Here is a 17,259-nt window from a genome sequence, read left to right on the forward strand (position 1 = left end):
CATCTTTTTAACCGGATCCGGTCCAACCACCCGCCTCTTCGCCGTTCACGGGATGCTCGCGTCGGCTCCGGACGCGTGCTTCCTAGCTCCAGACCCGTACGTCCTCCAGCTCCGGACCCGTACGGGGCTTCCTAGCTCCGGACCTGTACCGAGCGGGACAGCCGGTCGTGCAGGCCGCGGCCGTCGCGGTCCCAGACCAGGGCCGGGATCACCAGGCAGACCAGCACGCTCCGGACGACCGCGCGCCCGAACGTCAGCCGGTCGCGGTTCTCGGCGACGACCCGGATGCCCAGGACGCGCTTGCCCGGGGTGCAGCCGATGGTGCCGACGGTGAGCACGCTCAGTACGAAGAAGATGCCCAGCGCCCAGTTTCCGGCCGCCTGCTGGTCACCGCGAGCGAACAGCCCGTATGCGATCAGCAGGCAGAGCGCCCAGTCGATGAAGATCGCGCCGAACCGGCGGCCGAGGGGGGCCATGGACCCCGGGCCGTGCTCGGGCAGGCCGAGCCGCTTGCCCCGGTAGCCGAAGTCGGCCCCCATCTCCTCGGCGGCCGCGCGCGGGCCCGAGAGCCACGATCCGATTGCTTGCCTGTTGTCCACCCGAACACGGTACTGCGCCCGCCCCTCCGCCCGGCCCGGCGGGTGCCGCTACCGGGCCCGCCGCCGGGTGCGTAGCGGCCCGCGAGGCGCCGGTCACACCCGCCCCGGTTAACTTCTGCGAAACAAATGGGTCATGCTTGAGAAATCCGGCCTGCCTATGGTCAGGTCCAGCGTGTGCAGGCGCACTGGCCGCACCACGAGCCGCAACCCCGTCCCGCCCGGGCCGGGAGTAGGAGGAGTTGGATGTTCCAGAACGCCGAGGACGCGAAGAAATACATCGCCGACAACGACGTCAAGTTCATCGATGTCCGGTTCTGCGACCTGCCCGGTGTGATGCAGCACGTCACGGTTCCGGCTCCGACCTTCGACCCGACCGAGGAGCTGGCCTTCGACGGCTCGTCGATCCGCGGCTTCCAGGCCATCCACGAGTCCGACATGTCGCTGCGCGCGGACCTGTCGACCGCCCGGCTCGACCCCTTCCGCCGGGACAAGACCCTCAACATCAACTTCTTCATCCACGACCCGATCACCGGCGAGCAGTACAGCCGTGACCCGCGCAACGTGGCGAAGAAGGCCGAGGCGTACCTCGCCTCCACCGGCATCGCCGACACCGCGTACTTCGGCCCCGAGGCCGAGTTCTACGTCTTCGACAACGTCCGCTTCCAGACGTCGGCGAACGAGAGTTTCTACCACATCGACTCCGAGGCGGGCGCCTGGAACACCGGTGCGGTCGAGAACAACCGCGGCTACAAGGTCCGCTACAAGGGCGGCTACTTCCCGGTCCCGCCGGTCGACCACTTCGCCGACCTGCGCGCCGAGATGTCCCTGGAGCTGGAGCGCAGCGGCCTCCAGATCGAGCGCCAGCACCACGAGGTCGGCACCGCCGGCCAGGCCGAGATCAACTACAAGTTCAACACGCTGCTCGCCGCGGCCGACGACCTGATGCTCTTCAAGTACATCGTGAAGAACGTCGCCTGGCGCAACGGCAAGACCGCGACCTTCATGCCGAAGCCGATCTTCGGCGACAACGGCTCGGGCATGCACGTCCACCAGTCCCTGTGGGCCGGCGGCACCCCGCTCTTCTACGACGAGCAGGGCTACGCGGGCCTCTCGGACACCGCCCGCCACTACATCGGCGGCATCCTCCAGCACGCCCCGTCGCTGCTGGCCTTCACCAACCCGACGGTGAACTCCTACCACCGCCTGGTCCCGGGCTTCGAGGCCCCGGTCAACATGGTGTACTCGCAGCGCAACCGCTCGGCCGCGATGCGCATCCCGATCACCGGTGCGAACCCGAAGGCCAAGCGCGTCGAGTTCCGCGCCCCGGACCCGTCGTCCAACCCGTACCTGGCCTTCTCGGCGCTGCTGATGGCCGGCCTGGACGGCATCAAGAACAAGATCGAGCCCGCCGAGCCGATCGACAAGGACCTCTACGAGCTGGCTCCCGAGGAGCACGCCAACGTCCAGCAGGTCCCGACCTCCCTCCCGGCCGTCCTGGAAGCGCTGGAGGCGGACAACGAGTACCTCCAGGCCGGCGGTGTCTTCACCTCCGACCTGATCGAGACCTGGATCGACTACAAGCGCACCAACGAGATCGCCCCGATCCAGCTCCGTCCGCACCCGCACGAGTTCGAGCTGTACTTCGACCTCTAAACCGCGGGGTCGGGTGAGCTGGGCCTGAGGCGCTAAAACCTGTGGTGCCTCGCGGAAGCTCTGCTCGGCAGTGATCACTGTTGCCTTCCGTTCCTCCGCATGCCGGGTGTGCGCCGGATGCTTCAGCTTCCGACCCATAGATCAGATACGCGAGTGAGGGTTGCCGTCTCCGTGAAGGAGGCTGCGACCCTCACTCGCTTCATTTGGAGCACCCGGCGTCCATTCGGATGGCTTCTCAGCCTCCAAGCAAGGTGCGGGGCTAACGTCCCGCAGAAATAGTTGCCGCCGACAACTGACGCAGCCTTTGCCGACTGCTCGCGACCAGGTATGACGACCTGCCGAGGTGGCTCGCGAACTGTGCGGGTACTGCCACGGCGTCCTGCCGTCTCAGCCATTCCGGCGCGGGCGTTGCGACGACTGCACCGAGTCCGCCCACCACATCAGGCACCATCGCGCGCCGACCATGTCCGGTACTCGCTGTTCGTCCGTGAACGCCCCGTGCACAAAACGCTGGTGTACCGTGTGCGTAGCGCTGCTGCGGCAGTGCGTCTCGCTACATCCGGTCCCGGCGCCGGAGCGAGCAGTGGGCTCTTGAGAGTCACCCGCAGTTGGCAGTCAGTACGCATCAGGACATTCGACCTGTCTCTCCTGTCGTCGCCGGGCGGCAAGCGGAAGGGGCGAGGTATGTCCAAGTCGCGCAATGCCAGTGGCCTGGCGAAGCGGATCGTCCGCCAGACATCGCTCAAACGGGCGACTGCTTCAAGACTGGCGAAGCAGGTCCACGTCTATCCCGGGCCCTCGGTCGTGGATTCCCCCAATCCGCACCAACGTCGCCTGGAAGCGCATATGGCCCACGTACTGGCCAGCAGCTTCAAGGATCATCAGCTCAATGGTGCTCTTCTTGGTGTGCGAGCGGCAGAGCCCGCGGGTCAGAGCGTGAAGCTGATCCTTGACTCCGACATGGCGGACGAAGTTCTCCGCGAACTCCTCCCTCGGTTCGATCGCTTCTACGGCGGTGTGCGCGGGGTCGCCGGCCTGCGCGTTCGGGGCAATGAAAGGGAGTTGAACCTGCATGTCGCGACCGGCTCGGCTCACGTCACCGTGGCGCGTGCGGACGGATTTCCCATTCGTCTGCCTTCCGCACGCGATGGTGAGAGGCTCCTGTGGAGACGGGTTCCCGACGGCCTCTCTCGCGACGAGAAGCAGGAGGCCGCAGAGTGGGCAGACTCACGAGGGATAGAAGACTTGTGGGTACGCGATTTGCTGCTGAGTCGAATCCTGCGTCGCCCGGACTTGGTCAATAGGACTGCGGAGCCCCACGGGTTCGCCAACTGCTACACGCATCACCTCGGCGATCTTGTGATCGAGTGGTGCTGCGGTGACACCGTGGAGGCACTCTGCGCGGTCCTCTTGGCCCACGGCTTCGCCGACGAGATTCCCCGGGCAAATGTGATCGAGCTGACCTCAAGGCACTCGGCACATCTCGGTAATCGCACAGTGATCCTGAATCGCCACGCATCGTGTCAGTACGGCCACCACGTGAAGGACATCGCGGAATCCATCAGGAAGCGCTACGAGTCATGACCTGGATCGGAATGGCGCTCGCCGCGCCGGTGTGCATGGCCCTGGGAGCCGTCGCACGCTATGCGCGGGACGTGGCAGTGCTTCGCCGACTGGAACGGCTCCTGGAGGGATGCAACCAAAGGCAACGAGGGGAGGTCTGCCGGATCCTCGCCTCCTCGTTGCACCCAGCGGGAGAGCCGAGCCAGCGGGACGAACAACCGCCCGCCGAAGCGGCGGAAGGGTGATGCCCCACACCCGATCCGCCAAGAGTTCCATCGCGTGCACCGATTGCGCACCGGCAGGCGCAACCTCTGGAAAGCACGGGTCGCAGCGGATCCGCACCTCGCTTCGACTTCCAGGCCAGTTGTTCCGCGTAAGGATCGCCCCCCGTGACCGGGGGCCCCGCGCGTTCGCCGGTGCGCTCGCGGCCGCAGACGTCTTGTCCCGTGCCCGCACAGGGACTTACTCTCAAGTAAGTACCAGCGAGTAACCGTGTCGTTCCCCGGGCGCCCCCTGGTGTGCCGCCCCGGCGCGGTCCTCCCCACGACGAACGAGGAGCCCGTCATGAGCCGCGTGAAGACCCGTTCTCGTTCCATCCCCGCCCCGGCCTCGCGTCTGGTGGCCTGTGCCGCCGTCGCGGGGGCCGTGTGTGCCGGGGTCCTGGCCGCGCCGGCCTCGGCCAGCGCGGCGGAGCCCGTTGTCTCGCGCGGGGTGGCCATTCCCGCGTTCTATACGCCGCCCGCCGAACTCCCGGCGGAGAATGGGGCGTTGGTCCGCACGGAGGCCATGCCGCTCGGGTTGTCCATTCCCGGGCTGGACGGGCGGCCGATGCCGGGGACCGCGACCCGGCTGATGTACCGGTCCACCGACTCCAACGGGGAGCCCGTCGCCGTGACCGGTGCGTACATCGAGCCCTCGGCCGCCTGGAAGGGCGGCGGGCCGCGGCCGCTGGTCGCGCTGGCCTCGGGGACCATGGGCCAGGGCGACCAGTGCGCGCCGTCGTTCGCCCTGCAGCACCCGCTCACCCTCACCGGCGACACCCTGTCCGTGGGGTACGAGGCCCTGGCGGTCTACCGGCTGCTGGCGAAGGGGGCCGCGGTCGTCGTGACCGACTACGTCGGCCTCGGCGCCACCGACCGCCTGCACACCTACGTCAACCGCGTCGACGAGGCGCACGCCCTGCTGGACGCGGCCCGCGCCGCCCGTGCCGTGCCCGGCGCGTCGGTCACCGCGGCCTCGCGGACCGGGCTGTACGGGTACAGCCAAGGCGGCGGCGCCAGTGCCGCGGCCGCCGAACTCCAGCAGTCCTACGCGCCCGACGTCCCGCTCTCCGGCACCTACTCCGGCGCTCCCCCGGCGGATCTGACCGCGGTCATGAAGGGCATCGACGGCAGTGCGCTCGCCGGTGCGCTGGCCTGGTCGATCAACGGTTTCGCCCAGTCCGACCCCGATCTGCGGGCGGTCGTGGACGCGAACGTCAACGCCGCCGGGCGGGCCGCCCTGGCCGACGCCTCGACGATGTGCGTCGGTGACGCGATCCTCGGCTACGGCTTCACCAAGAGCAACAAGTGGACCAACAGCGGCGCGTCCCTCGGGGAGGTCATCGCCCGCGATCCCCGGGCGCAGGCGGCTCTGGACAAGCAGCGGATCGGCACGCTCAAGCCGGCCGGTCCGGTCCGGCTCGCCACTGGTGTCCAGGACGACATCGTCCCCCACGGCCAGGCACGGAAGCTCGCCGTCGACTGGTGCGGCAAGGGCGGCAACGTCACTTACGACGCCGTCGTGCTGCCCAACCTCGGCGACAAGATCCTCACCAACCACCTCGCGCCGCTCATCACCGACCAGGGCAGCGCCGTCTCCTGGCTGACCGACCGCCTCGCCGGGAAGCCGGCCACCTCCAACTGCTGGTCGATGCCGGTCCAGCCCTGATCCCGGGTCCGTCCGGGGGCGGTCAGTGCCGCAGGGCCGTTCCCACCTCGGCCTTCACTCCGCCGGAGAGCTTGCGGTTGCTGCGGGCCGTGGCCTTCTTGGTGGTGTGGGAGGCCACGTCGTCGACGGTCACCACCACGACGTCGAGCAGTTTGCCCTTCGGGTCGCGGAAGTTGACCTGGACCGCGTAGGACTTCGTGGCGTCGGTGCTGTTGTCGACGGTGACCTCGGCGGTGGTGCGGCCGTCGGCGGCGGTGTCCGGGGTGGACAGCTTCACGTCGGGAGTGGCGTCGACGCCGTTCTTGAAGTTCTTCAGCTTCTCGCCCGCGGCGGCCGTCGCGGAGGCCGCCACGTCGGCGCCCCGGGAGGCCGCGGACGCCGCGGCGGACGCGGCTCTGGACGCGGTGCCGGAGGCGCCGGTGCCGCTGTCGTTGCAGGCGGCGGCCGTCGCGGCGAGGGTCGTCGCCAGCAGTGCGGCGCACAGTCCTCGGGTGGTCTTCGCGGTCATCGTGCCTCCAACGGTCGCTCTCCTCGGGGTGCCCCGTCCAGTGAACGGGGTGGCGGGGCGCGGCGCACCGCCGTGTCTGCCGGTCGGGTGGCGGTGGGGCGGCCCGGCGCGCGGGACGGCGGGCGGCGGGCGAGGCTGGGTGCATGGACGACGGCCTGGCGGACGGTGGCTCCGCGGCGGTGCGGTCCCGGCGGCGGTGGCCCTGGGTGCTGCTGGTCGTGGTGCTCGTGCTGACCGCCGGGGGCGCCGCCGCCGTCGCGCTGACCGCCGCCGCGCTGTCGCGGGACGGGACGCGGCCGCGCCTGGTCACCTACCGGGTCACCGGGACCGCCGAGGACGTCACCGTCACCTACCCGTCCTGGCAGGGGGACGCGGTCGCCGCCGCGCGGCTGAGGCTGCCCGCGCTGCCCTGGGCCGGGACCACCCGGACCAGGGGTTTCATGAGCGGCGGCGCCTTCACCGTCACCCTCGGCGCGTCGGGCGGCGAGGCGTCCTGCACCGTACGGGTGGACGGCGGCCCGGTCCGTACGGCCACGGCGTCCGGCGCCTTCGCCACGGCGAGCTGCGACGGCTTCTGAACGGGGCCGGGCACGGGCAGGACATGGGCCGGGCACGTCCGCGCCCCCGCGTACGAGGGCACGGGGGCGCGGACGCGGCCGTCAGCGGCCGTAGCGGATCAGTGCGCGCACCATGCGGCAGGTCGTGTCGGACGGCGGGTGGATGCCGGCGCGCTCGGCGGTGGCGCGTATCTTCACGTTGGTCGCCGTCGACGGGTAGTAGACCCCGGCGTCGAGCAGGGCTATCGCGAGCCGCATGGCCTTCAGGCGGCGGTTGTGCGTGACGTACCACTCGCGGGGTCGGCCCGCGGGCAGCGGCTTCTTGGTCAAGGGCTGGTGGAGCGGCTTGGTCGTGACTGCGGCAACGGCCATGAACAACCTCCTGGCACGGTCGTGGAACCCTCACGAACTGCCTCCATTTTACTGCCCGGCACTGACAATCGGCCCTGGCCAGACGGGCTTTCGAGGGTGTTCGCCGGATCCCTCGCGTACCGTTGGCCCCATGGAGATCTGGATCAATCCCGCCTGTTCCAAGTGCCGCAGCGCGGTGCGGCTGCTCGACGAGGAGGGGGCCCAGTACACCGTCCGCCGCTACCTGGAGGACGTGCCCTCGCCGGACGAGATCCGGGCCGTGCTCGACCGGCTCGGCCTGGAGCCGTGGGACATCGCCCGGACCCAGGAGGCCGACGCGAAGGAGCTGGGACTCAAGGAATGGCCGCGCGAGCCCGGTTCGCGCGAGCGCTGGATCGCGGCGCTGGCCGGACACCCGAAGCTCATCCAGCGCCCGATCATCACCGCGGACGACGGCAGCGCCGTGGTGGCGCGGACGGACGAGGCGGTACGGGACGCCCTGGGCCGCTGAGGCCGCGGGGGCGGAGCGTCAGTCGGCGGCCAGGAAGTCCGCCGCCCTGCGGTTCACTTCGACGGCCCCCGGCCCGTGCAGCGGCAGGGTGTGGTGGGTCGCCCCGGGGATCGTCGCCGTCCTGGCGTGCGGCAGCAGCCGGGCCGCCCGGGCGGCGACGCGGGCCGGGTCGTGCACCCGGCTCTCCCCCGCCAGCAGGATCAGGGTCGGCACGTCGAGGCCGCGCAGGGCCTCGGCGCCGGGTCGGCGGCCGGTGACGGGGCGGGCGGAGGGGAAACCGGCCGCCTCGCAGCGCAGCCTCAGCCACGTCGGGTCCAGCGCCGCACCGCCCGTCTCCCACGCGAGGAAGGCGCGGATCCGCCGCGCGTCGGGGCGCAGCAGCATCGGCAGGGCACGCAGCAGATAGCCGGGGCGGAACCCGGCGAAGCACTGGGTGGGGTCGAGGAGGAGCAGCCTCCGGACGCGCCGGGGTGCGTGCAGCGCGTACTGGAGGGCGATCCAGGCGCCGTACGAATGCCCGCACAGGTCGGCGCGGTCGGCGGCCAGCCCGTCCAGCACGGCGTCGAGCCAGGCCGTCAGGTCGTCCGCGGTGCGGACCGGTCGCCGCCCCGAGACACTGCGGCCCGGTTCGCCCACGAGGTCGACGGCGTGCACCCGGTGGGTCCGGCCCAGGTGGGCGGCCTGCGCGTACCAGACGGTGGAGGTGGCGCCGCCGCCCGCCAGCAGCACCAGGGGCGGGGCGTCCTCGGGGCCGTGGCTGTTGACCCGGGTGGTGCCGTACGGGGTGGGAAGGTCCGAGGGGGTCGTCGCGGCGGGCCACGCGGTGGCCAGGACGTCGTCGTAGGCCGTACGGAAGGACGTGCTGACGGTCATGGGTGTGCCTCCGCGGTCGGGTGCCGTCCACCGATATTATCTCGCTGAGCGAGATAATATCGGTGGACGACCAGGAGGTGTGCCGTGGTGGGCGACGAGGGTCCCGAGCTGGAGCTGGTCCATCTGCTGCGCAGGGTGACCGTCGAATTCGGGCTCCGGCAGGCCGAGTTCGCGAGTCTGCACGGAATGCACAGCACCGATGTCCGGGCGCTGATCTGCTTGCTGGACGCGGAGCGGGCCGGTACGTCGGCCACCGCCGGGTGGCTCGGTTCGCAGCTCGGGCTGAACTCCGCGGGCACCACCTCGCTCATCGGCCGGCTGGAGCGGCTGGGGCATGTCGCCCGGGTGCGCGACGACCGGGACCGGCGGCGGGTGCTGCTGAGTGTGACGCCCCGGGCGAGGGAGCTGGGGCGGGCGTTCTTCGGTCCGCTGATCGAGGACACCACGAGCGTGCTGCGCGGTCTCGACGGGGACGGGACGGCGGCCGTCCGGCGCTTCCTGGAGGCCGCGCACCGGGCGGTCGCCACACCTTCGCCTCCGCCACCGCCTCCGCCACCGTCCGGCCCCACGGCCTGAGCCCGCCCCCGCCGCCGCACCGTCCGGGCCCCACGGCCCGAGCTCCGCCCCGCCCCGCCGTACGCGGCCTAACGGGCCAGCTGCGCCTCCGCCTCGGCCAGCAGCTCCGTCAGGCGCAGGCCGAACCGTACGTCGCAGGGGTGCGGTTCGCCGGTCCGCGCCGAGTGGATCAGCGCGTCGACCGCCGAGCGGAACGAGCCGACCGCGTCGCCCCAGCGGGGCAGCACGACCCGGCCCTGCTCGCCGCGCAGCTCGATCTCCGTACCGGCCGCGGCCTGCGGGGCGCCCAGGGAGAGCGTCACCGTGCTGGAGGCGCCGGAGGTGTGGCGGAGCACCAGGTGGGTGGTGCCGGACGGGCCGGCGGCCGCGGTCAGCCGGGTCACGTCACCCAGCACCGGGATCAGCACCGACAGCACGTGCGGGCCGACGTCCCACAGCCCGCCCTTCTCCTGACGCCACGGCGAGGCGGCGTACTCGCTGGTCGAGCCGGGCGCGAAGAGGGAGCCGATCCATTCGGCGCGGGCGGTGAACCAGCCGTCCGCGGCGGCCTGTTCGTCGATCCAGGCGGCGGTGTCGACGGCGAACCTGAGGGTGCAGAAGACGATGGAGGCGACCCCGGTCCCCTCGACGGCCCGGACCACCTCCCGGGCGCCCGCGGCACCGGTCGCGACCGGCTTGTCCAGCAGCAGATGGCGGCCGGTGGCGGCGGCGCGGGCGGCGAGCGGGGCCTGGACGTCCGGCGGCAGGGCGAACGCCACGGCGTCACTGGCGGCGAACAGCTCGTCGATGCCCGCGTCACCGGTGTACGCCGGGGCGCCGTGCGCGTCGGCCAGCTCCCGCGCGGCCTCGGGACGGCGGCCCCAGACACCGCTCAGGACGGCGCCGGGGTGGGCGGCGAGGGCGGGTGCCTGGGTGTTGCGGGCCCAGGGTCCGGTGCCGACCAGGCCGATGCGCAGGGGGGTCGCGGGAAGTGTCGTCATGGGGCAAGTCTGCCGGTTGCGCCGGTCCGTTCCCGTATTTGCGGCCGGTCCGCGTCCCCGGGCGGGGCCGGGCGGCTTCCTTATCCGTTTGGCGCCGGGCGGTGGCGGTGGTTACGTTGGCGGGGCCGGCCGCGGGACTCCGGCGCGACTTCCGGGACATGCCTTTGAAGCAGTGATTTCGCTGTTCGCGCCCCCATTCCCCGGCCGGCACCCCGCTCCGGGACCGGGGCGCGCGACATCACCACGGGGGACCACAGACGATGGACACCGGCACCGGGGCCGACCCGGGTCGCGTCGCGGCCGAGGACGTCCTCCTCTTCGTCAACGCCGCCATCACCGCGACCGGCCAGCGCGAGTTCCGCTCGACCGCGGACCAGCAGCGGCTCTCGCTGGACTTCCTCCACGAGTACGTCCGGGTCAACTACCGCCGGGTGTACGCCGCCGCGCTCGCCCTCGACATCAACGACCACAACGCCGCGCGCATCGTCCTCGGCCTGCTGGAGCACGCCGCCGACGCGAGCCCCGAGGAGCGGCGCGCCGAGGGCCGGCTGATCGCCGCCCGGCTGGCGAAGCTGCCGCCGCAGCGGGTGTACCGGCTGTTCCGCGCGGTGCGCTCGGCCGGGGTGAACAACCGGCGGACCCGCGCGATCATGCGGGACTGGCTGGCCGCCCGGCCCGATCCGGCGCACGACGCGGTGAAGTACCGCGCCGGGGTGAAGGCCACCGCCCGCCATGCCCACCTCGGGCTCGGCGGGGACGGCGAGCTGGGCGACTTCCTGTTCCGGCCGGGGCGCCGGGCACGTTACGAGCACCGGCTGCTGGACGCCTGGCGGCGCGCCCACTACGAGCAGGGGGCCCTCGCGGAGCTGCCGTTCACCGTGGCCGAGGGCTTCGCCGCCCGGCGCGGGACGGAGCGCGCGGACCTCCTGGAGCTGGCGGCGCCCCGGATGACCCGGCTGGAGCGGCTGCGGACCCTGGAGCGGCGGACGGCCGGGCCGGGGGGCGCGGACGTGTCCGTGGACCTGGCCGCGATGCCGCTGACCCGGCTCGCCCTGTACGTCCTGTCGCTCGGCACCGAGGACCGGCTGGCGCGCCGTGCGGAGCTGACCGGTGCGCTGCGGGCGGCGGCCCGGCGGGCGGCGGGCCCGCACGCCGGGAGCTGGGGCCGGGTCGCGGCCGTGCTGGACGACAGCTACTCCGCGTCCGGTTCGGGCGAGAAGCGGCGGCGTCCGCTCGCCGTGGCGCTGGCCTGCTCCTTCCTGCTGGAGCAGTTGGCCGCGCCGGGGGCGTGCGCCGGGCTGTGGACCTCGGGGCGCACCGATCCGCTGCTGGTCCGGCCATGGGGGCCGACGCCGCTCGGGATGCGGGTGCTGGACGCCCTGGAGCTGGGCCCGGACCGGCTGGTCGTCGTCTCGGACGGCTGGGACAACGCGCCGCCGGGGCTGGCGGGCGAGGTGCTGCGGGTCTGGCGCACCCGGCTCGATCCGGACCGGCGCACGGCGGTGGTGCATCTGAACCCGGTGTACGACGCGGACGGGTTCGACGTGCGGCGGCTGGCGCCGGAGGTGCCCACGGCGGGCATCCGGGACGCGGAGGACCTCCCGGCGCTGGTGGAGCTGGCCGGGTTCGCCGAGGGACGTACCGGGGCGGCTGCGCTCCACGCGTACCTGGACCGGCAGGTGGCCCGGTTCGTGCACGACGGGGAGACGGGGGCGACGGCGTGAACCGGCTCGAACTGACCGGGCTGACCGCCCGGCCCTCGCAGGTGTGGGGCGGCATCCGGCTGGTGCCGCTGGTGCGGGAGGCCCCGGTGGAGGGACTGCGCCTGCACGAGGAGCTGTACGCGGAGCACGGCCCCGGCGTGGTGGACCTCGGGCCGCGTGCCCGCTACACCTCGGTGATCCCGCACGGTTTCGTGGCCGACTGGTCGGGCGGCGGCGAGCGGTCCGCCGCGTACGGGACGCAGCTCGGCGGGGCGGACGGGCGACCGCCCCGGACGGCCCGGCTCCAGCGTCACCACCATCGGATGGCCAGGCGGAAGCCGGGCGACCGGCTGCGTTTCCTGCCGCTCCACCTCGCCCTGGAGGGCTATCTCTCGCTGCACTTCGGCGGGCCCGCCACCGCCTGGGAGGAGTGGTCGCGCCAGGCGCTGCGGGACGGGCTGTCGCCGCGTGCCGAGGCCGCCTACCTGGGCCGGTCGGTGCGCGGGCTCGGGGACGCGCTGCGGGTCTTCGAGATCCACCCGGGCCAGTGCGGGCTGATGGTGTACGCGGCCGACGCGCTGGCCGCCGCCTTCGTCGTACCGCACCCGGAGGACTACCGGTTGCTGCACCCCTCGCTGGTGGAGGACCTGTACGGCGAGCTGATCCACCAGTACGCGCTGTACGGCGCCCCGGTGCCGGAGTTCGCGGCACGGATCCCGGACGGTCCCGGGCCCGGCTCGCTCGCCGGGCTGCGGGCGGCGGCGCGGGAACAGGTGCGGGAGTGGGCCGAGGCGCACGACACGCTGTTCGCGGGCGAGCTGCTGGACTCGTCGTACGCCTTCGACCGGGTGTACCGGATGGGGTCGTTCACGCTCTGGCGGTTCCTGCCGCCGTTCCGGCCGGGCGGGCCGGGGCAGCACATCGGGGAGACGATCACCGACCACAGGGGCCGGGTGGCGTATCTGAAGACGTTCCGGCTGTCGGAGGCGCAGATCAGGCGCGGCCACCTGCTGCACCGGCTGGCGGCGGCCGACTGGCGGATCGCGGGGGCGGCCGAGGCGCTGGGCACCACCGAGGAGGAGGTGGTGCGCCGTATCCGGTCGGCGGGTTTCGAGTCGCTGCTGAGGGACCGGGGGCGGTCGTTCCCGAAGCGGGACAAGCCGTGAGACGAGGGTGAAGCCCTGGTGGCGCGGGGTGGAAACCCAGGCGAAACGGGGCGGAAACCTCGGTAACACGGGGTTCACATGCGGGCAACGGACGGGAAATCGCGGCTTGCGAAGCTGCGGAGCAGAGACCGGGCCCGCAGGACCGCAGCACCGCAAAGGATGGCTTCCGTGACGTTCAAGGCCGAGTACATCTGGATCGACGGCACCGAGCCGACCGCCAAGCTCCGCTCCAAGACGAAGATACTCACCGGGGACGCCGTGCCGGAGGCGGCCGGGCTGCCGCTGTGGGGCTTCGACGGCTCCAGCACCAACCAGGCCGAGGGGCACGCCTCCGACCTGGTGCTGAAGCCGGTGTTCAGCTGCCCGGACCCGATCCGGGGCGGCGACGACATCCTCGTCCTGTGCGAGGTGCTGAACATCGACATGACGCCGCACGCCTCCAACACCCGGGCCGCGCTGAGCGAGGTGGCCGAGCGGTTCGCCGGTCAGGAGCCGGTCTTCGGCATCGAGCAGGAGTACACCTTCTTCGCCGGCCACCGCCCGCTCGGCTTCCCCGAGGGCGGCTTCCCGGCCGCGCAGGGCGGCTACTACTGCGGGGTCGGCTCGGACGAGATCTTCGGCCGGGAGATCGTGGAGAAGCACCTCGACAACTGCCTGCGCGCGGGGCTCGGCATCTCCGGCATCAACGCCGAGGTCATGCCCGGCCAGTGGGAGTTCCAGGTCGGCCCGCTCGCCCCGCTGGACGTCTCGGACCAGCTCTGGGTGGCCCGCTGGCTGCTGTACCGCACCGCCGAGGAGTTCGACGTGTCGGCGACCCTGGACCCGAAGCCGGTGAAGGGCGACTGGAACGGGGCGGGCGCGCACACCAACTTCTCCACCCGCTCGATGCGCGAGGGGTACGACGCGATCATCACGGCGTGCGAGTCGCTGGGTGAGGGCTCGAAGCCGCTGGACCACGTCAAGAACTACGGTGCGGGCATCGACGACCGGCTGACCGGTCTGCACGAGACGGCCCCGTGGAACGAGTACAGCTACGGCGTCTCCGACCGCGGCGCCTCGGTCCGCATCCCCTGGCAGGTCGAGCGGGACCGCAAGGGGTACATCGAGGACCGCCGCCCGAACGCCAACGTCGACCCGTACGTCGTCACGCGGCTGATCACCGACACCTGCTGCACCGCGCTGGAGAAGGCCGGCCAGGTCTGACCCGGGTCCGCCGCCGCCCGTGGGGCGCCCATCCGTCCGGGTGGGCGCCCTTCCGCGTCCGGCGGCCAACCCCCTTGCCCGTCCGGGGCGTTGGTGTGGGGGCGGGGCGGGCGGGGTGAGGAAGGTAACTCCGGGGGAGCGTCTTGACGGGTGGAAGGGGTCTGCTGCGCCGTCCGGTTGTCTGGTTCAATGGGGCCATGGCCAGCCTCCAGCACACCTCGACGGGTCGCAGCGACCTCGAACCGTTCTGGCCGTCCCGTCAGCACCACGACTTCGACCGGGTGTGTTGTCGCGCGTCGAACGCGCAGGCCCTCTAAAGCCGCCTCATCCCGGCCTTCGGCCCGCGCGCAAGCAAGTCCGTCCACCGACGACTCCTTCGCGCGAAAGAGCTGACCCTCATGGCGAACACCCGTACCTTCTCCGTCGCGGCCGCCGCCACCCCGGCGTCCCCGTCCCCCGTCGCGGCCGCACCCTCGGCCCGTCCCCTCCCGCCCAACCGTCACCGGCTGCGGGCCGTCACCTCCGAGGAGGCCGGCCGGCTCGCCGACGCGGCCGCCCTGCTGCCGCCGGGCGCCACCTGGCTGCCCGCGCCCCAGCACACCCTTCCGGCACTGCCGGGGCAGCCGCCGATGGTCGGCTACCTGGTCCTCGTACCGGCCGACCAGCAGCCCTCCGCCTCCGCCCCGGGCGCCCAGTTCGTGGTGGCGGCGCCGGAGCCCGCCGCCGAGGCGGGGCCGGTGCGGATCGACGCCGTCCAGCGCACCGCCTCGGTCGACGGGACCACCCTGGACCTCACGTACCTGGAGTTCGAGCTCCTCGCCCATCTCGTCGCCCATCCGCACCGGGTGCACACCCGCGACCAGTTGGTGACCACGGTCTGGGGCTACGGGCACGTCGGCGACGGCCGCACGGTCGACGTCCACGTGGCCCGGCTCCGCCGCAAGCTGGGCCCCGAGCACCGCCGTTCGATCCAGACGGTGCGGCGGGTCGGCTACAAGTACATCCCCTGACCCGCACCCGCCCCGCCCGGGGGTGGTGCTGGGTACACCCCTCCCGGGTGGCGGGACGGCTGCTTTCCCTCGTCGCGCCGGGTGAGACTATCCCCCGGAGCGGGCCCGGACCGGGGCCCGGCGAGGGGGGACGTACCGGCATGGCAGCGGCAGGGCGACGGATACGCGGCTCGGTACGGGCCGCCTGGCGGGGGTTCGTGCTGTCGCTGGCGGCGCTGGTCGGCTCGCTGACCCTGCTGGTGTGGGCGACGCTGTCGATCGCGGCCGTCCCGCTGGGCGTCGGGCTGTTCACCACCCCCGGTGTGCTGGAACTGGTCCGCAGGCACGCCAACCGGCGGCGGCTCCTCGCGGCGGACTGGGCCGGGGTGCGCATCCCGATCCCGTACCGCCCCTTCCCCGAGGACCTGCGCAAAGGTCTCCTCGGCCAGGGGCGGCGGACCGGGCTGCTGCTGAAGGACCCGGCGACCTGGCGGGACCTGCGGTGGCTGCTGGTCGACTCGACGGCCGGCTATCTGGTGTCGACGCTGGCCGCCGGGCTGGTCCTCTACCCGCTGGAGGGCTTCGTCCTGGCGGCGGGGCTGTGGCGGGTCTTCACCGACGACCGCTACTGGTACGGCTTCGTCCCGGTCTCCGACCAGGCGACCGGGCTGGCCGCCGCCGGGCTCGGCCTGGCGCTGTTCGGGGTCGGGGTGCTGGTGAACGAGCGGCTGCTGCGGGCGCACTTCCTGCTCGCCCGCTCCGTCCTGGCCCCCACCCCGCAGGAGGAGCTGGCCCGGCGCATCGACCGGCTGACCGAGACCCGGCACGAGGCGGTGGACACCGCCGCCCTCGAACTGCGGCGCATCGAGCGCGATCTGCACGACGGCGCCCAGGCCCGGCTGGTCGCGATGGGCATGAGCCTGGGGGCGGTGGAGGCGCTGATCGAGAAGGACCCGCAGCAGGCGAAGAAGGTCCTGGCGATGGCCCGGGAGTCGTCCGCCGAGGCGCTGGCCGAGCTGCGCGACCTGGTCCGGGGCATCCATCCGCCGGTCCTGGCCGAGCGCGGACTGGGGGACGCGGTACGGGCGTTGGCGCTGCGGATGCCGTTCGACTCGGAGGTCGGGGCGGAGCTGGCCGGGCGGGCGGACGCGGCGGTCGAGTCGGCGGCGTACTTCGCGGTGAGCGAGGCGCTGACCAACGCCGCCAAGCACTCGGGGGCGGACCGGGTCCAGGTCGACATCCGCCACACCGACTCCGCGCTGCGGATCACCGTGATCGACAACGGGCGGGGCGGTGCGGTGGTCGGGGGTGGTTCGGGACTGAGCGGAATCGAACGCAGACTCGGTACATTCGACGGCGTCATGGCCGTCAGCAGTCCGGTCGGCGGCCCCACCATGGTGACCATGGAGATTCCTTGCGAGTTGTCCTAGCGGAAGACCTCTTCCTGCTCCGCGACGGGCTGGTCCGGCTCCTCGAGGCGTACGACTTCGAGATCGCCGCCGCCGTCGAGACCGGGCCCGAACTGACCCGGGCCTTCGCCGAGTCGGCGCCGGACGTCGCGATCGTCGACGTACGGCTGCCGCCGTCGCACACGGACGAGGGCCTCCAGTGCGCGCTGGCGGCCCGGCGGGCGAAGCCGGGGCTGCCGGTGCTGGTGCTCTCGCAGCACGTGGAGCAGTTGTACGCGCGCGAGCTGCTGGCGGACGGCGACGGGGGCATCGGCTATCTGCTCAAGGACCGGGTCTTCGACGCCGGCCAGTTCGTGGACGCGGTGCGCCGGGTCGCGGCGGGCGGCACCGCGATGGACCCGCAGGTGATCTCCCAGCTGCTGACCCGGCGCTCCAACGACGCGCCGATGAGCCGGCTCACCCCGCGCGAACTGGAAGTCATGGAGCTGATGGCACAGGGCCGTTCCAACACGGCGATCGCCTCGCAACTGGTGGTGACCGAACGGGCGGTGGCCAAGCACACCTCCAACATCTTCGCCAAGCTCGACCTGCCGCCCTCCGACGACGACAACCGCCGCGTCCTCGCGGTCCTCGCCTATCTGGACCGGGGCTGAGCGGGGACACCTCCGGGGCGGCCGCCCGGGGCCGTC

General features: G+C 72.4%; 17 protein-coding genes. 12 read left to right on the plus strand and 5 right to left on the minus strand.

The window, feature by feature from the left end:
• Window positions 1-131: 131 nt before the first annotated feature.
• A complete protein-coding gene (locus ACWC97_RS27300) occupies window positions 132-599 on the minus strand; it encodes an RDD family protein (protein ID WP_352277608.1) in 468 nt (155 codons plus the stop codon).
• Window positions 600-842: 243 nt separating this feature from the next.
• On the opposite strand from ACWC97_RS27300, the gene glnA reads away from it, so the two are divergent.
• The 3 genes from glnA to ACWC97_RS27315 all read left to right on the plus strand — a co-directional run bounded on the left by glnA (window position 843) and on the right by ACWC97_RS27315 (window position 5,744).
• Window positions 843-2,252, plus strand: a complete 1,410-nt coding sequence (gene glnA / locus ACWC97_RS27305) for a type I glutamate--ammonia ligase (protein WP_352277609.1) — start codon at window positions 843-845, stop codon at window positions 2,250-2,252.
• A gap of 684 nt (window positions 2,253-2,936) precedes the next feature.
• Complete coding sequence (locus ACWC97_RS27310; RefSeq protein ID WP_352277611.1) at window positions 2,937-3,836, plus strand: hypothetical protein; 900 nt, start codon at window positions 2,937-2,939, stop codon at window positions 3,834-3,836.
• A 543-nt stretch (window positions 3,837-4,379) separates the two neighbouring features.
• Window positions 4,380-5,744: a lipase family protein gene (locus tag ACWC97_RS27315; RefSeq protein ID WP_450652109.1), complete on the plus strand. Its 1,365-nt coding sequence runs from the start codon at window positions 4,380-4,382 to the stop codon at window positions 5,742-5,744.
• A gap of 22 nt (window positions 5,745-5,766) precedes the next feature.
• On the opposite strand, the gene ACWC97_RS27320 is transcribed toward ACWC97_RS27315, so the two are convergent.
• Window positions 5,767-6,252: a hypothetical protein gene (locus tag ACWC97_RS27320; RefSeq protein ID WP_450652111.1), complete on the minus strand. Its 486-nt coding sequence runs from the start codon at window positions 6,250-6,252 to the stop codon at window positions 5,767-5,769.
• A gap of 143 nt (window positions 6,253-6,395) precedes the next feature.
• On the opposite strand from ACWC97_RS27320, the gene ACWC97_RS27325 reads away from it, so the two are divergent.
• The gene (locus ACWC97_RS27325) at window positions 6,396-6,830 is read left to right on the plus strand and encodes a hypothetical protein (RefSeq protein WP_450652113.1); all 435 of its coding nucleotides are present in this window, start codon (window positions 6,396-6,398) and stop codon (window positions 6,828-6,830) included.
• An 81-nt stretch (window positions 6,831-6,911) separates the two neighbouring features.
• Here ACWC97_RS27325 and ACWC97_RS27330 read toward each other — a convergent pair whose 3' ends face one another.
• Window positions 6,912-7,181 carry a hypothetical protein gene (locus ACWC97_RS27330; protein ID WP_352277618.1) on the minus strand — a complete coding sequence of 90 codons (270 nt, stop codon included), beginning with the start codon at window positions 7,179-7,181 and terminating at the stop codon, window positions 6,912-6,914.
• Window positions 7,182-7,311: 130 nt separating this feature from the next.
• Here ACWC97_RS27330 and ACWC97_RS27335 point away from each other — a divergent pair, with 130 nt between their 5' ends.
• On the plus strand, window positions 7,312-7,671 hold the full coding sequence (locus ACWC97_RS27335; protein WP_450652114.1) for an arsenate reductase family protein: 360 nt from the start codon (window positions 7,312-7,314) through the stop codon (window positions 7,669-7,671).
• Between the two features lie 18 nt (window positions 7,672-7,689).
• Here the strand turns inward: ACWC97_RS27335 and ACWC97_RS27340 are convergent, their stop codons facing one another.
• Window positions 7,690-8,544, minus strand: a complete 855-nt coding sequence (locus tag ACWC97_RS27340; protein ID WP_450652115.1) for an alpha/beta fold hydrolase — start codon at window positions 8,542-8,544, stop codon at window positions 7,690-7,692.
• 87 nt (window positions 8,545-8,631) lie between these two features.
• Between ACWC97_RS27340 and ACWC97_RS27345 the strand changes: the two genes are divergently transcribed.
• Window positions 8,632-9,120 carry a MarR family transcriptional regulator gene (locus tag ACWC97_RS27345; RefSeq protein WP_450652263.1) on the plus strand — a complete coding sequence of 163 codons (489 nt, stop codon included), beginning with the start codon at window positions 8,632-8,634 and terminating at the stop codon, window positions 9,118-9,120.
• A 68-nt stretch (window positions 9,121-9,188) separates the two neighbouring features.
• Here ACWC97_RS27345 and ACWC97_RS27350 read toward each other — a convergent pair whose 3' ends face one another.
• Complete coding sequence (locus ACWC97_RS27350; protein WP_352277623.1) at window positions 9,189-10,100, minus strand: Gfo/Idh/MocA family protein; 912 nt, start codon at window positions 10,098-10,100, stop codon at window positions 9,189-9,191.
• 260 nt (window positions 10,101-10,360) lie between these two features.
• Here ACWC97_RS27350 and ACWC97_RS27355 point away from each other — a divergent pair, with 260 nt between their 5' ends.
• The 6 genes from ACWC97_RS27355 to ACWC97_RS27380 all read left to right on the plus strand — a co-directional run bounded on the left by ACWC97_RS27355 (window position 10,361) and on the right by ACWC97_RS27380 (window position 17,223).
• Window positions 10,361-11,824 carry a hypothetical protein gene (locus tag ACWC97_RS27355; RefSeq protein ID WP_385205051.1) on the plus strand — a complete coding sequence of 488 codons (1,464 nt, stop codon included), beginning with the start codon at window positions 10,361-10,363 and terminating at the stop codon, window positions 11,822-11,824.
• Window positions 11,821-12,969: an ARPP-2 domain-containing protein gene (locus ACWC97_RS27360; protein ID WP_450652117.1), complete on the plus strand. Its 1,149-nt coding sequence runs from the start codon at window positions 11,821-11,823 to the stop codon at window positions 12,967-12,969. Before ACWC97_RS27355 ends, ACWC97_RS27360 begins: the two co-directional genes overlap by 4 nt.
• A 168-nt stretch (window positions 12,970-13,137) precedes the next feature.
• Complete coding sequence (gene glnII / locus ACWC97_RS27365; RefSeq protein WP_352277628.1) at window positions 13,138-14,172, plus strand: glutamine synthetase; 1,035 nt, start codon at window positions 13,138-13,140, stop codon at window positions 14,170-14,172.
• 398 nt (window positions 14,173-14,570) lie between these two features.
• Entirely contained in the window at window positions 14,571-15,182 is a 612-nt protein-coding gene (locus ACWC97_RS27370) for a winged helix-turn-helix domain-containing protein (protein WP_352277630.1), read from the plus strand.
• A gap of 140 nt (window positions 15,183-15,322) precedes the next feature.
• On the plus strand, window positions 15,323-16,591 hold the full coding sequence (locus tag ACWC97_RS27375) for a sensor histidine kinase (protein WP_450652120.1): 1,269 nt from the start codon (window positions 15,323-15,325) through the stop codon (window positions 16,589-16,591).
• On the plus strand, window positions 16,576-17,223 hold the full coding sequence (locus ACWC97_RS27380) for a response regulator transcription factor (RefSeq protein ID WP_352277632.1): 648 nt from the start codon (window positions 16,576-16,578) through the stop codon (window positions 17,221-17,223). The genes ACWC97_RS27375 and ACWC97_RS27380 overlap by 16 nt, the downstream gene beginning before the upstream one ends.
• The last annotated feature ends 36 nt before the right edge of the window (window positions 17,224-17,259 follow it).

It is taken from the genome of Streptomyces sp. NPDC001108 (genome assembly GCF_053598535.1).